This window comes from Rhodobacter capsulatus (assembly GCF_003254295.1).
GTDB lineage: Bacteria > Pseudomonadota > Alphaproteobacteria > Rhodobacterales > Rhodobacteraceae > Rhodobacter > Rhodobacter capsulatus.
In genome coordinates this window covers 271,042-284,502 of sequence record NZ_QKZO01000003.1, presented here as the reverse complement: position 1 = coordinate 284,502, position 13,461 = coordinate 271,042, and the positions used below count along the sequence as shown (strand labels likewise).

The 13,461-nt window shown below is 67.5% G+C and carries 11 protein-coding genes, 2 tRNA genes and 1 pseudogene; 7 read left to right on the top strand and 7 right to left on the bottom strand.

Translation table 11 applies throughout. The features are described 5' to 3' along the window. The first annotated feature begins 7 nt into the window (after positions 1-7). Genes LY44_RS05970 through LY44_RS05955 form a run of 4 tightly spaced genes read left to right on the top strand, consistent with a single transcriptional unit; the run spans position 8 to position 6,654 of the window. A complete protein-coding gene (locus LY44_RS05970) occupies positions 8-3,100 on the top strand; it encodes a multidrug efflux RND transporter permease subunit (protein ID WP_055212669.1) in 3,093 nt (1,030 codons plus the stop codon). Continuing rightward, positions 3,097-3,795 carry a response regulator gene (locus LY44_RS05965; RefSeq protein WP_055212670.1) on the top strand — a complete coding sequence of 233 codons (699 nt, stop codon included), beginning with the start codon at positions 3,097-3,099 and terminating at the stop codon, positions 3,793-3,795. The genes LY44_RS05970 and LY44_RS05965 overlap by 4 nt, the downstream gene beginning before the upstream one ends. After that, complete coding sequence (locus LY44_RS05960) at positions 3,785-4,876, top strand: ATP-binding protein (protein WP_055212671.1); 1,092 nt, start codon at positions 3,785-3,787, stop codon at positions 4,874-4,876. The genes LY44_RS05965 and LY44_RS05960 overlap by 11 nt, the downstream gene beginning before the upstream one ends. Further along, complete coding sequence (locus LY44_RS05955) at positions 4,873-6,654, top strand: ABC transporter ATP-binding protein (RefSeq protein WP_055212672.1); 1,782 nt, start codon at positions 4,873-4,875, stop codon at positions 6,652-6,654. The genes LY44_RS05960 and LY44_RS05955 overlap by 4 nt, the downstream gene beginning before the upstream one ends. 177 nt (positions 6,655-6,831) lie before the next feature. Here LY44_RS05955 and LY44_RS05950 read toward each other — a convergent pair. From LY44_RS05950 to LY44_RS05920, 7 genes and pseudogenes are all read right to left on the bottom strand, one after another. Next, positions 6,832-7,560, bottom strand: a pseudogene (locus LY44_RS05950) (transposase). A 145-nt stretch (positions 7,561-7,705) separates the two neighbouring features. After that, positions 7,706-7,782, bottom strand: a tRNA-Met gene (locus LY44_RS05945). Positions 7,783-7,844: 62 nt separating this feature from the next. Next, on the bottom strand, positions 7,845-8,891 hold the full coding sequence (mnmH, locus tag LY44_RS05940; protein WP_055212673.1) for a tRNA 2-selenouridine(34) synthase MnmH: 1,047 nt from the start codon (positions 8,889-8,891) through the stop codon (positions 7,845-7,847). Then, on the bottom strand, positions 8,891-9,493 hold the full coding sequence (locus tag LY44_RS05935; protein ID WP_055212674.1) for a L,D-transpeptidase: 603 nt from the start codon (positions 9,491-9,493) through the stop codon (positions 8,891-8,893). Before LY44_RS05935 ends, mnmH begins: the two co-directional genes overlap by 1 nt. An 85-nt stretch (positions 9,494-9,578) precedes the next feature. Next, entirely contained in the window at positions 9,579-10,079 is a 501-nt protein-coding gene (locus tag LY44_RS05930) for an acyl-CoA thioesterase (RefSeq protein ID WP_055212740.1), read from the bottom strand. Between the two features lie 176 nt (positions 10,080-10,255). Then, complete coding sequence (locus tag LY44_RS05925) at positions 10,256-10,903, bottom strand: GntR family transcriptional regulator (RefSeq protein WP_055212675.1); 648 nt, start codon at positions 10,901-10,903, stop codon at positions 10,256-10,258. Between the two features lie 30 nt (positions 10,904-10,933). Then, the gene (locus LY44_RS05920) at positions 10,934-11,632 is read right to left on the bottom strand and encodes a M48 family metallopeptidase (protein WP_055212741.1); all 699 of its coding nucleotides are present in this window, start codon (positions 11,630-11,632) and stop codon (positions 10,934-10,936) included. Between the two features lie 116 nt (positions 11,633-11,748). Here LY44_RS05920 and LY44_RS05915 point away from each other — a divergent pair, with 116 nt between their 5' ends. From LY44_RS05915 to LY44_RS05905, 3 genes are all read left to right on the top strand, one after another. After that, entirely contained in the window at positions 11,749-12,078 is a 330-nt protein-coding gene (locus LY44_RS05915; protein WP_055212676.1) for an FYDLN acid domain-containing protein, read from the top strand. A gap of 196 nt (positions 12,079-12,274) precedes the next feature. Then, positions 12,275-12,350: transfer RNA gene (locus tag LY44_RS05910), tRNA-Ala, on the top strand. Positions 12,351-12,781: 431 nt separating this feature from the next. Next, on the top strand, positions 12,782-13,411 hold the full coding sequence (locus tag LY44_RS05905; RefSeq protein WP_055212677.1) for an SOS response-associated peptidase: 630 nt from the start codon (positions 12,782-12,784) through the stop codon (positions 13,409-13,411). Positions 13,412-13,461: the final 50 nt, after the last annotated feature.

Here is a 13,461-nt window from a genome sequence, read left to right as displayed (position 1 = left end):
CGAGCCGATGTCGCGTTTCTTCATCGATCATCCGATCTTCGCCACCGTCATCGCGATTTTCATTGCGCTGGCGGGGCTTGTGGCGATCCCGCAGCTGCCCGTCGCGCGCTTTCCCGACATCGCCCCGCCCGCGATCAGCATCTTTGCCACTTATGCCGGGGCGGATGCGCAGACGGTGAATGACAGTGTCGTGCGACCGATCGAGCGGGAACTGGCCAGCGTCAAGAACGTGCTTTCGGTCGATGCCAGCGTCGATGCGACCGGCGGCGCGATGCTTTCCGTGACCCTCAAGCCGGGCACCGACCCGGAACTGGCGCAGGTCGATGTGCAGAACCGGCTGAAGAACGCCGAGGCGCTTCTGCCCGAAGAGGTGCGCCGTGCCGGGATCGGCGTCGAGGCCGCCGAGGCAGGGTTTCTGATGGTGCTGACGCTGAAATCCCGCAGCGGCGCCATGGACGAGCTGAGCCTTGGCGATTATCTCAGCCGCACCCTGTCGGAGGAGTTGAAACGCCTTCCCGGGGTCGGGCGGGTGCAGCCCTTCGGCTCGGAACGGGCGCTGCGGATCTGGGTCGATCCGGCGAAACTGGCGGCTTACGGGCTGGGCCTGTCCGACGTGACCGAGGCGATCGCGCGTGAAAACATCCGCGCGACGCCGGGCCGGGTGGGCGATGCGCCGACGGTGCCCGGAACCCGGGTTTCGACGCCCTTGATCCTGCAGGGCCAGCTGACCACGCCCGAGGCCTTCGCCGCCATTCCGCTGCGCGCGAACGCGGACGGATCGCGGCTGGTGCTGGGCGATGTGGCGCGGGTCGAAATCGGCGCGCAGACGCTGTCCTTCAGCGTCAGCGCGAATGGCAAGCCCGCCGCCGCCGCCGCCGTGCAGATGGCGCCGGGCGCCAATGCCCTGCGCACCGCCGCCGCGATCGAGGCGCGGCTGGACGAGCTGCGACCGGGCCTGCCCGGCGACATGGAGGTGACGATCTCCTACAACACCGCGCCTTTCGTGAAAGTCTCGATCGCCAAGGTGATCAGCACGCTTTTCGAGGCGATGGGGCTGGTGTTCCTTGTCGTGCTGCTCTTCTTGCAAAACCTGCGTGCGACGCTGATCCCCACCATCGTGGCGCCGATCGCGCTTCTGGGCACTTTCGCGGTGATGGCCGTGGCGGGCTATTCGATCAACGTGCTGAGCATGTTCGGCATGGTGCTGGCGATCGGCATCATCGTCGATGACGCCATCGTCGTGGTCGAGAATGTCGAGCGGATCATGACCCGGCAGGGGCTGTCGCCCAAGGAAGCGACGCGGCAGGCGATGGGCGAGATTTCCGGCGCCATCGTCGGCATCACGCTCGTTCTGGCCGCGGTCTTCATTCCGATGGGGCTGGCGGGCGGATCGGTGGGGGCGATCTATCGGCAATTCACCCTGTCGATGGCGGTCTCGATCCTGTTCTCGGCCTTCCTCGCGCTGACGCTGACGCCTGCGCTTTGCGCGACACTGCTCAAACCCGCAAAGGCCCATGCCCGCACCGGATTTTTCGGCGCCTTTAACCGCGGCTTTGCGGCGCTTTCCGCGCGCTATACCGGCTGGGTCGGCCTTGTGCTGCGGCGCGGCGGGCGGATGGCGGTGCTTTATCTCGTCCTGCTTGCCGTGCTGGCCATCGGCTACACGCACCTGCCCACCGCCTTCGTCCCCGAGGAGGATCAGGGCAATTTCATCACCTCGGTCGAGCTGCCCGCCGGGGCCACGGCCGAACGCACCCGCGCCGTCGTCGCCGCCTTCGAGGCCCATGCGGCGACCCGCCCCGCCATCGACGAGACGACGGTGATCCTGGGCTTCGGCTTCACCGGATCGGGCCCCAACGCGGCGCAGGCCTTTGCCAGCCTGAAGGATTGGTCCGACCGCGACGTGAGCGTTGACGACGAAATCGCCGCGGCCGATGCGGCGATGGCCGAGGTTCCCGAAGGCACGGTGAGCGTGATGAAACCGCCCGCGATTGAATCGCTCGGCGCCACCTCGGGCTTTTCGCTGCGGCTCGAAGACCGGGCCAATGCGGGGCCTGTCGCGCTGAAGGAAGCCGTGGATCAGCTGGTTGCGCTGGCCGCCGAAAGCCCGCTTTTGAGCGACGTGATGTCCGAGGGGCTGCCCGACGGCCCGAGCATTTCCCTGCAGATCGACCGGCCCAAGGCGCAGGCGCTGGGCCTGTCCTTTGCCGCGATCAACGACACGATCTCGACCGCGATCGGCTCGGGTCATGTCAGCGATTTCCCGAACCAGGGCCGGATGCAGCAGGTGATCGTGCAGGCCGATGCCCCGGCGCGGATGCATGTCGAAGACGTGCTGCGCCTTGAGACCCGCAATGCCGAGGGTGGCATGGTGCCGCTTTCGGAAGTGGTGCGGCCGGTCTGGACCTTCGCGCCGATGGCCTTGAGCCGCTTCAACGGCTATCCCGCCACCGGGATCTCGGGCGCCGCCGCGTCGGGGGTGTCCAGCGGCGCCGCCATGGCCGAGATGGAGCGGCTGGCGCAGGCCTTGCCGAAGGGCTTCGCGATCGACTGGGTCGGGCAATCGGCGCAGGAAAAGCAGGCCGCGGGGCAGGCGCCCTTGCTGCTCGCCGCTTCGATGCTGGTGGTGTTTCTGGTGCTGGTCGCGCTTTACGAAAGCTGGTCGATCCCGGTCGCTGTGCTGCTGGTGGTGCCCCTGGGCGTGCTGGGCGCGGTCACGGCAGTGCTGATCCGCGGCGGCGAGAATGACGTCTTCTTCAAGGTCGGGCTGATCACGATCATCGGGCTTTCGGCGAAGAACGCGATCCTGATGATCGAATTCGCCCGCCATCTGCGCGAGCAGGGTTTCGGCCCCTACCGCGCCATCTTGCAAGCCGCGCGGCTGCGGCTGCGGCCGATCCTGATGACCTCGCTCGCCTTCATCCTTGGCGTCGTGCCCTTGATGCTGGCCCATGGCGCGGGCTCCGAGATCCAGAACGCCATCGGCACCGGGGTTTTCGGCGGCATGATTTCGGCCACGGTGCTGGCGGTTTTCTTCATTCCCGTGCTCTATATCCTTGTCAGCCTGCGCGCTGACGGTTTCCGACGGACCAAGCCATGATGAACGCTCTGATCCTGATCATCGAAGACGAACCCGAGATTGCCGAGATCCTTGAAAGCTATTTCGCCCGCGAAGGCTTCCGGGTGATCTGCGCGGGTGACGGGCCTTTGGGCCTTGCGCATCACCAGCGGCTGCGCCCCGATCTTGTGGTGCTCGACATCAAGCTGCCGGGGCTGGACGGCTACGAGGTGCTGGCCGCGCTGCGGCGCCGGGGCGAGACGCCGGTGATCATGGTCACCGCGCTGGCCGAGGATCTGGACAAGCTGCAGGCTTTGCGCATCGGCGCGGATGATTATGTCGTGAAGCCCTTCAACCCGCTCGAGGTCGTGGCCCGTGCCCGCGCCGTGCTGCGCCGAACTTTGGGCCGCGCGCCCGAGGCCGTGCTGCGCCTTGGCCCGCTGAGCGTCGATCCGCAGGCGATCCGCGCCGTGGTCGAGACCGCCGCGGGGCCTGTGCCGCTCGATCTGACACCGACCGAATTTCGCATCCTTGCGCATATGGCCGCCGCGCCCGGACGCGCCTTTGCCCGCGCCGATCTGGTCGATGCCTGCCTGCCCGAGGGCGAGGCGCTGGACCGCACCGTCGACAGCCATGTCAGCAACCTGCGCCGCAAGCTTTCCGCCGCCGGGGCCGAGGGGCTTTTGACCGGCGTGCGCGGCATCGGCTACCGGCTGGAGGCGCCGCATGGCCGCTAAGGGCGCCAATCTCCGCTCGCAGATCACCCGCGCGATGATCGGGCTGACGCTGACGGCCTTTGCGGTCGTCTATTTCGGCATGATGGCCTATTTCTTCGTGATCTACGAATGGCTTTACCCCGATGCCACGGCGGATGAAAGCTGGCGGCTCGGCGATACGGTGATGGTCGGGCTGGTGCTGGGCTTTGGTCTTCTCAGCGCCGCGCTGATCGGCTGGCGGCTGGGGCGGCGGATCCTCGCGCCGCTGGAAACCGTGGCCGTCGCCGCCCGCCAGATCGCCAGCGGCGATTTTTCCGCCCGTGCCGGTCTGCCCCGCGGCAGCTTCGGCGAGGCGGGCGATCTGGTGGCCGATTTCAACCGCATGGCCGAGCGGCTGCAACAGGCCGAGGCGGAACTGGCCTATTCGAATTCCGCCATCGCGCATGAGTTGCGCACCCCGCTGACGATCCTGCGCGGGCGCTTGCAGGGGCTGCTTGACGGGGTTTTCGAGCCCGGCCCGCAGCTTTATGCCCGGCTGATCGTGCATGTCGATGACCTGTCCGCCATTGTCGAGGAATTGCGCACGCTGGCCCTTGGCACGGCCGGGCAGCTGGATCTGATCTGCGCCCCGGTCGATCTGGCCGCGGAGGCCGAGGCGGCGCTGGACGCGCTCGACGCGCAACTGGCCGGTGCGGGGCTGGTCGTGACCTGCAGCCTTGCCCCCGCGGTGACCCGGGCTGACCGGGCGCGGCTGCGCCAGGCCTTTGTCGCGGTGCTGGAAAACGCCTGCCGCTACGCGCCGCAGGCCCGGCTGCGGGTCGAAACCGGCACGGCCGGGGATGTGGTCTTCTTCCGCTGCACCGACAGCGGCCCGGGCCTGTCGCCCGAGGGCCGCGCCCGCGCCTTCGAGCGGTTCTGGCGCGCGGAAGACTCGCGCGGGCGCAGCCTTGGCGGCTCGGGGCTGGGCCTGCCGATCGTGCGCGCCATCGCCCGCGCCCATGGCGGCGAGGCGCTGATCCTTGTCCCCGACAGCCCCGGGCTGGCGGTCGAAATCCGTCTGCCCTGCCGCGGACTTTCCCTTTCGGAGCAAGACCTTTCATGACCGATGATCCCGACACCGCCGAGACCTACGACGATCTCGCCGCGCGGCATGTCTCGCTGGCCCGGGTGCTGGCGCTTTTCGCCCCCTATCGGCGCCGGATCGCCGGGGTGGTCGCGCTGATGCTGCTCGCCGCCGCGATCGGTCTGGCCGGGCCGTTCCTGTTGCGCGCCGTCATCGACGTGGCGTTGCCGCGGCAGGATCTGGGGCTGCTCTTGCTTCTGGTCGGCGGCATGGTGACGGTGGCGCTGGCCGCCGCGGCGGTGGGGGCCTGGCAGGTGGTGCTGACCGCGCGCATCGGTCAGGCGATCTTGCATGATCTGCGGGTCCGGCTTTACGCGCATCTGCAAAGCCTGTCGCTGCGCTTCTTCACCGGCACCCGGACGGGCGAGGTGCAATCGCGCATCGCGGGCGACATTTCGGGCCTGCAGGCGATGATGACCGAGACCGCCTCGGAGCTGGGCCGGGCGCTTTCCGCGGTGGTGATGACCGCCATCGCCATCCTGATCCTGGATTGGCGGCTGGCACTCTTCGTTCTGTTCATCGTGCCGGGCACGGTGCTGATCAGCCATCGCGTCGCCAAGCTGCGCGAGGCGCTGATGTGGCAGCGCCAGGCCCGGGCCGCGGATCTTTCCGCCGCGGTGCAGGAGACGCTCTCGGCGCCGGGGATCATTCTGGCCCGCACGATGGGGCGCGGCCCGCATCTGACGCGGCGCTTTGCCCGGCTCTCGGACGATCTGGCGCGGCTCGATGCGCGGGCGCAGACGGCGGGCGAGGGGCAATGGATGCTGATCGGCTTCGCGCTCGCCGTTCTGCCCGCGCTGACGCTGCTGGCGGGCGGGCTGTTGATGCGCAGCGACGATCCGGCCAGCATCGGCACGCTGGTCGCGATGATCGCGCTGCAGGAACAGCTTTTGTGGCCCTTTGAACAGCTTCTGGAAATCGGCCGCGACATGCGCAAGACGCGCGCGCTTTTCGCCCGCGTCTTCGAATATCTCGACACGCCGGTCGAAATCACGGAACGCCCGGCGCCGGTGACGCTGGAGCGCGCCCGGATGCGCGGTGCGATCGAGCTGGATCACGTCGGCTTTTCCTATGCCGGCACCACCCGCCCGGCGGTGGACGACCTGACCCTGAACATCCCGGCGGGCAGCCATGTCGCCATCGTCGGGCCGACCGGCTCGGGCAAGACGACGCTCGGCTATCTTCTGGCGCGGCTTTACGATGTCGACCGCGGCGCGATCCGCTTCGACGGCGTCGATCTGCGCGATCTGAGCTTCGAGACGCTGTCGCAGATGCTCGGCGTGGTGTCGCAGGAGCCCTATCTGCTGCATGCCTCGGTGGCGGAGAACCTGCGCTTTGCCCGCCCCGAGGCGAGCGAGGCCGAGCTGATCGCCGCGGCGCAAGTGGCGCAGATCCACGAGGTGATCGCGGCGCTGCCCGAGGGCTACGAGACCCGGGTGGGCGAGGGCGGTTTCCGCTTCTCGGGCGGGGAAAAGCAGCGGCTGGCGCTGGCGCGCACGATCCTGCGCGATCCGCCGATCCTGCTTCTGGACGAGGCGACAAGCGCGCTCGATACCCGCACCGAACGGGCGATGTCGGAGGCGCTCGAAGGGCTGGCGCGGGGGCGCACGACGATCACCATCGCGCATCGGCTCTCGACGGTGCGGCATGCCGACCGGATCGTGGTGATGCAGGCGGGGCAGGTGGTCGAACAGGGCCCGCACGAGGCCCTGATCGCGCAAGGCGGGCTTTACGCCAGACTGCTGCGCGGCGCCTGAGCGCGGGAGAGGCGGAGCGGGGCGGGCGACCTGCCTTGAGGACTATCGCGCGGGCGTCACACGAGAAATCCCGCACGCGTATAGGGAGGATTCCCTTTGGCAGAACGGCGGATGGATCGGGACGGCATTGTTGCAGAACGGCGGGTTGAGGCGTGATTCCCCCTGTCCCGTTCTGGTTCAGCCCAGGCGGACGATCCCGGCAGTGCCGAGGGCATTGAAGCGGTTGATGAGTGCGACGCGGATGTGGATTTCGGCGGTTTGGCGGTCCGGGTCTCTTGCTGCGATGCGTTCGCCGAAAGCCTTGAGGCACCGCATCTTGGCCTCGATGCGGCTGCGGGCGTGGTATCCCGTCCATCGTTTCCGAGACATGCTCTGCCGTAGTGCCTGGTGGCTCGCAGGGTTTCGTTGCGGGGCAAGATAGTCTCCGCCATTGGTCCGAGGACAATATCGAGCGCAGCGGGGCAGTCTTCTTTCCACGCGCGTCTGTTCTTGCGGATCGGGATGATCGGAATGGCCTGCCGGTCGATGAAGACGGTGTGGCCGCGGCGTGTGTCATAGGCTCCGTCGGCGGTCACCGTGCCGATGTCTTCGCCTTCAGGGATCTGGACCAGCAGGGTCTTTTGTCGGCGGCACAGCGTGGAATAGTCCGGAACAGGCCTGCCGAAGGAGGCTGGCAGCCATACCGGTGGTTTGTCTGATCGGAAGCTTGAACAGCACCTTGATCGAGAGGCAAAACTGGATCGCCGAATCCGAGAACACCGGCGGGCGTTCAGGACGGCTTTTACGCGGTGCGTGCCAAGCCATCTTCTTGTCCAGCCAGATCAGCAGAGATCCGCGATTGCGAAGGGCGGTGTTTTAGGCAGACCAGTTGATCGTGCGGTAGCGGGCGCGTTTGGGCTTGCTCATGAAACCCGTCTAACTGCATGGATTCGTGGTGTGAATCCCTTCCAAATCGAATTCTGCAACAACGCCCAAGCACGCCAGGAAATTTTGCCGTGTAAACGGTGCCGCAAACCGTTCAAGGGGATCTTGACCATGTGCTTGATTTTGTTGGTGGCGAGGGGGGGACTCGAACCCCCGACCCCGTGATTATGAGTCACGTGCTCTAACCAGCTGAGCTACCTAGCCACTGGCGGCGTCACTAAGGGATGGCGCGGGGGGCGTCAAGGGCGAAATCGGGAAAAAGTGCTTCAGACCGCCAATCGCCCTGCCGCGGCCGTGACCTCTGCCGCCAGCGCGGTCAGCGCCTCGGGGGCAAGGTTGGCGGCCGCGATCTCGATCACCCGGTGGTCCTGCCGTGCGCGGTGCTTGTCATAGCGCGGATCGTAATGGCGCTGCATCAGCTCGGCCGCCAGCGCCTCGAAGGCCCGCGCCTCGGCCAGCCCGTGCCAGAGGTGAATCACCTCGGCGGCGTGATAGGGGCGCAGCTGGTCGATCAGCCGGGTCAGCCGCAAGGGATCGGCGACGATATCGGCATAGGCCCGCGCCAGATAGGCGGCGCGCGCGGGCAGGGGCGCCAGCAGCCGCAGCCGCGGCGCCGTGCGCAGCGCCGCCCACAGGCTTTTCGGCAGCTGGATCTGCCCCACCTTGGCGCTTTCGGCCTCCAAGATCACCGGCCGCGCCGGATCAAGCTGCGCCAGCGCCAGCGCCAGCTTGCCCTCGAAGCCGGTCTGCGCCGGTTGCCCGCCCGGCAGTGCGCCAAAGATCGAGCCGCGGTGATTGGCCAGCCCCTCGAGGTCGATCACCTGCGCGCCCTGCGCCCGGGCGGCCTGCAGGATCGCGGTCTTGGCCGAGCCGGTGTTGCCATCCAGCACGACGACCGGCGCCCGGATCGGTTGTTCCAGCGTCTCCAGCACCAGCCGCCGCCAGCTTTTATAGCCGCCCTCGACGAGATCGGTGCGCCAGCCCACCGCGCGCAGGATCGTTGCAAACGACCCCGAGCGCTGCCCGCCGCGCCAGCAATAGACCAAGGGCCGCCAGCCCCCGGTCTTCTCCGCCAAGGGGCCCTCCAGATGCGCCGCGACATTCTTCGCCACCAGCGCCGCGCCGATCTTGCGCGCGTCAAAGGGCGAGACCTGCTTGTAGATCGTGCCGACCCGGGCGCGTTCGTCGTTTGACAGCGCAGGCAGGTTGATCGCGCCGGGCAGATGATCAAGTGCATATTCCGCGGGCGAGCGCACGTCGATGATCGTGTCGACATCGAGCGCCGCCGCCTCGGCGACCGAGGTCAGGCGCATCAGTAGACCGTGACCGGCGTGCCCAGTTCGACCACCTTGTAAAGCGCCATCACATGATCGTTCACCATGCGCAGGCAGCCGTTCGAGACGGCATGGCCGATCGAGGACGGTTCGACCGTGCCGTGGATGCGGATCCCGGTATCATGGCCGTTCTGGTAAAGATACATCGCGCGCGCGCCCAGCGGGTTGCCCGGGCCCCCGGCCATGCCGGTTTCGGCATATTTCGCGTAATGGCCGGGGCTGCGCTTGACCATTTCGGGGGTGGGTTTCCAGCTGGGCCATTCGACCTTGCGCGCCACCGTCGCCTGGCCGCGGAACTGCAGCTCCGCGCGGCCGACCGCTACGCCGTAGCGCATCGCCTTGCCCGGCGCGATGATGTGGTACAGGAAGAACTTGTCCGAGACGACGATGATCGAACCCACCGCCAGATCGGGCTTCACCTCCACCTCGGTCGGGTAGAATTGCGGCGCGATCGGCCAGGTCTTGGCGGGAGCAGCCGCGGCCGGAGCCGGAGCCGCCGGAGCTGTGGCGGCCTGCGCGAACAGCGGCTTTGCGGCCACGCCCAGCGCGGCCAGACTCGTCAGAAAGGTGCGGCGATACATGCAGGTCTCCCGGTTCGGTTCGGGCAGGCTAGCAAAGCGCCTGCCGCCACTCAACGCAAAAGGACAGCCCGGGTTCCGGGCGCGCCTATTCCGACTTGCCCAGCGCTGCGGCCTCCATCTGTGCCGCGTGCTCGCGCCGCAGCGCCTTGCGCAGTTCGGCCGCCTTCCAGCGCAGCATCTCGGTCTCGTTTGCGGGCTCCAGCATCGGCACCGGCACGGTCTTGCCGGTCTCATCCACCGCCACCATGGTGAAATAGCAGCTGTTGGTGTGCCGCCGCGTGCCCTCGCGGATGTTCTCGGCCTCGACCCGGATGCCGATCTCCATCGAGGACCGCCCGGTGTGGTTCACGCTGGCGCGAAACCGCACCAGCTCGCCGACGTGAATGGGTTCCTTGAAGATCACCTGATCGACGGAAATCGTCACCGCATAGCGCCCCGAATAGCGCGAGGCGAGCGAGAAGGCGACGCGGTCGAGCCAGTTCAACAGCGCCCCCCCATGCACCTTGCCGGAAAAATTCGCCAGATCCGGCGTCATCAACACGGTCATTTCCAGCGTCTTGCGCTCTTCGGCGGTCAAAGGATTCATCATCTGGGCCTCGTCAAATCGAAAACGTGGCAGAGGCGTAGTTCAGCCGGGAAGAAACTGCCACAGCTTCTTGGCACATTTGCGCGATCAGGGACCCGGCCGCAACCCGGCGCCCTTTCATCTTGCTTCAAATACCTCGGGGGGCGTCCCGCAGGGACGGGGGGCAGCGCCCCCCCCTAGCCGGTCAGATGCCGCAGGCCCTGCGTGACATCGGTGCGCACCGCCAGCCGCAGCCCCGGTTCGTCGCCCGCCCGCAGCGCCGCCAGAATCAGGCGGTGATGCCGCGGCGGCTCGGTGCGGGGGAACTTGCCGTGCAGCTGCCGCATCGTGGGCCCCAGCTGCAGCCAGACCGTTTCCAGCACGGCCAGCATCGCGGGCGCCTGGGCGCGCAGGTATAACGTGCGGTGGAATTCCAGATTGGTGCGGATATAGGCCACCGCGTCGCGCCGCGCGACGGCCTCGGCATTCGCCGTGTTGATCGCGGACAGCCGGTCGATCAGCGCAAGGTGGGCGCGGGGCAGGGCGCGCGAGGCCAGCTCCGGCTCGATCAGCGCGCGCAGCGCGGCCAGCTCCTCGATCCGCTCGTTCGTCAGCTCGGGTGTCGAGACCCGCCCCGAGGAGGACAGCGTCAGCGCGCCTTCTGCCACGAGGCGGCGCAAAGCCTCGCGCACCGGGGTCATCGACAGGCCATATTGCTTGCCAAGGCCGCGCAGCGTCATCGCCTGGCCGGGCGCGAGCTCGCCGGTCAGGATCTGCTGGCGCAGGCTGCGGTAAAGCCGGTCATGGGCGGCGGTTTCGGTCGGGCGGGTCGCGGGTTGGGCCATGCCCCTTTGTGATCACGAATCCCGCCGCGGTCAATCCGTCAGACGGATCGCCTGCAGCGCCGCGCCGTTTTGTTTCAGCCAGGCCCGATGCCGGGCGTAGTCGGGGCAAAGCCGCGCCACCACGGCCCAGAAGGCCGGGGAATGGTTCATTTCGGCCAGATGCGCGACCTCGTGCGCGGCAACGTAATCCAGCACCTCGGGCGGGGCCATGATCAGCCGCCAGCTGTAAGAGAGCGAGCCATCCGCCGCGCAGGAGCCCCAGCGCGAACGGGTGTCGCGCAGCGTGATGCGCTTGAACGGGCGGCCAAGGGCTTTCGCATGGGTCTCGGTCGCGGCCTGCAGCCGGATCCGGGCGCAGTGGCGCAGGAAGGTTTCAAGCCGCGCCCCCAGCCGATCTTCGCCCGCGGGCACCAAAAGCCGGTCGCCCTCGCGTTTCGGCGCGCGCAGGGCCGCCGCCTCGATCCGCAGTGCTGCGCCCTCGAAGGGCAGCATGTCGCCGAAGCCGGGGCGGCTTTGCGCGGGCAGCTGCGAAAGCGTGCCGCGCAGCCAGTCCGTTTGCGCCGCGGCAAAGGCCACCGCCTCGGCCAGCCGGGCGCGGGCGGGCAGGGTCAGCGTCACCGCGCCGTCGATCCGGCTCACGCGCAGCGAAAACCGCCGCGCCCGGGCCGAGCGGCGCAGATGCACGGCGACACCGGGCAGATCGGGCAGGATCAGGGAGCTTTCCGTCATCGGCGGCATCGGTCCGGCTGGAAGCGGCAGGTTGCGCGCGAAAAGGCTTTGACACCCCGCGGCGGTTGTGGCAGTTGGCTGCGACTCTGTGCGAAAGAGCTTGCCAGGAGACTTCCATGCCGAAAGAGGATTGGGGCGTCAAGCGCCTCTGCCCGCATTGCGCGAGCCGGTTCTATGATCTGGCCAAAGACCCGATGACCTGCCCGGTCTGCTCGAACAGCTTCTCGCTCGAGAGCCTGACGGCCGCGGGCCGCAGCCGTGTGATGGTGTCCGACAAGGTGGCGCCGCGCGCGGCCGATCTTGATGTCGACGATCTGACCGATGACGATCTGGACGAGGACGGCGGCGACGTCGATCTGGACGACGATCTGCTCGAGGATGACGAGGACGACAACGTCTCGCTGGATGACATCGCCGATGTGGCGGGGGGCGAAGACGAGGCCTGAGTCGGCCCGAAAGGGGCGGATCACGGAAAAGACGGGACCGGGCGCGAGGGCAACTTCGCGCCTTTTCCTTTGCTGCAAGGCGGTTTTCAGGGGGCTGAAAAATTTTGCGACGAGGCGTGTTTTTTCCTCTTGCGCCCGTCGCTTGAGGTCCATATACACCGCCTCACGCAAGACGGAAACGTCAAGCGGACCCGGTGGGGTCATAGCTCAGATGGGAGAGCGCTTGAATGGCATTCAAGAGGTCCGGGGTTCGATTCCCCGTGGCTCCACCAATAAAAACAAAGACTTGAACGACAAGCGCCTCGCCCCGTGCGGGGCGTCGTCGTTTTCGGGGTAACGAATGGGGTAACAACGGCGAAAGCTACAGGTTACCCCGCCGTGGTGCCCGATGGCCGTTACCCCAAGGGCGTTACCCTGCCCCCTTCCGCCAGATCGAAGCACCCGCGGCCCCATGCGCCCGGCTTGATCGCTCATGTCTTCCACCTTACCGTTGCCGAGCATCGGTGTCTCGGCCAGCCATGTCATCCGGGGCGGATCAATCGCGGTGTCAGTCGTGGCGCGATTGCCGGTGCGCCTTTATCTCGGATGCTGGTCGATACTGCATGTCCCCCTGACGATCCGCTGGGCCGCAGCGCGGGCGCGACAAGCGCCCTTCGCTCTGCCATCCTGAACCGGACGCGGCGACGGCAAGGAGGCGGCGGGCATGTGCGGGCGGATTGTCGATCCGAACCTTCGGAACACCGAAGTGGACATGTCGCAGATCAAGCTCGACCCGTTCGGCAGCCGGTTCAACGTCAAGCCGACCGAGCCGGTGGTGATCCTCGCCAAGACGCCGCTGATCGCGATGGAGGCCCGCTGGGTCCTAATCCCGTCATGGTTCGATGGCGCCAGCCCGAGGGACTGGAAGGCGGCGACGTTCAACGCCCGGATTGAAGATGCGCGGGACAAGCCGACCTTCCGGCAGGTCTGGCGGCGTGGCCGGTGCCTTGTCCCGGTCGGCGGGTTCTATGAGTGGAGCGGCCCCAAGGGCGACCGCCAGCCGCATTTCTTCCGGCCCGGGGGCAACGAGGCGAACCTTCATCTGGCCGGTCTGGCGAGCCGCTGGCGCGATCTCCTGACCTGCACCATCATGACGCGGGCCGCGACGGCGGCGATGGGTGGCCTGCATGACCGTATGCCGGTCATCCTGAATGCCGACGAGCGCGAGGCGTGGCTGGGCAGCACCGACGATGTGGCGACCCGCGGGGCCGGGGCGATGCTGGCGCATCACCCGGTTGCGCCGTTTGGGCTGCGCGATGATGGGCCGGAGTTGATCGAGGCGCTTGCGGGTTGATAGCGCGGCGCAGATATGCCCATTAACGCCGCTCACGCGCTTAGCTGTAA

Coding starts and splice junctions, on each gene's coding strand:
- LY44_RS05970 (WP_055212669.1), top strand. CDS start 8: ATGTCGCGTTTCTTCATCGATCATCCGATCTTCGCCACCGTCATCGCG.
- LY44_RS05965 (WP_055212670.1), top strand. CDS start 3,097: ATGATGAACGCTCTGATCCTGATCATCGAAGACGAACCCGAGATTGCC.
- LY44_RS05960 (WP_055212671.1), top strand. CDS start 3,785: ATGGCCGCTAAGGGCGCCAATCTCCGCTCGCAGATCACCCGCGCGATG.
- LY44_RS05955 (WP_055212672.1), top strand. CDS start 4,873: ATGACCGATGATCCCGACACCGCCGAGACCTACGACGATCTCGCCGCG.
- mnmH (WP_055212673.1), bottom strand. CDS start 8,891: ATGCGCCTGACCTCGGTCGCCGAGGCGGCGGCGCTCGATGTCGACACG.
- LY44_RS05935 (WP_055212674.1), bottom strand. CDS start 9,493: ATGTATCGCCGCACCTTTCTGACGAGTCTGGCCGCGCTGGGCGTGGCC.
- LY44_RS05930 (WP_055212740.1), bottom strand. CDS start 10,079: ATGAATCCTTTGACCGCCGAAGAGCGCAAGACGCTGGAAATGACCGTG.
- LY44_RS05925 (WP_055212675.1), bottom strand. CDS start 10,903: ATGGCCCAACCCGCGACCCGCCCGACCGAAACCGCCGCCCATGACCGG.
- LY44_RS05920 (WP_055212741.1), bottom strand. CDS start 11,632: ATGACGGAAAGCTCCCTGATCCTGCCCGATCTGCCCGGTGTCGCCGTG.
- LY44_RS05915 (WP_055212676.1), top strand. CDS start 11,749: ATGCCGAAAGAGGATTGGGGCGTCAAGCGCCTCTGCCCGCATTGCGCG.
- LY44_RS05905 (WP_055212677.1), top strand. CDS start 12,782: ATGTGCGGGCGGATTGTCGATCCGAACCTTCGGAACACCGAAGTGGAC.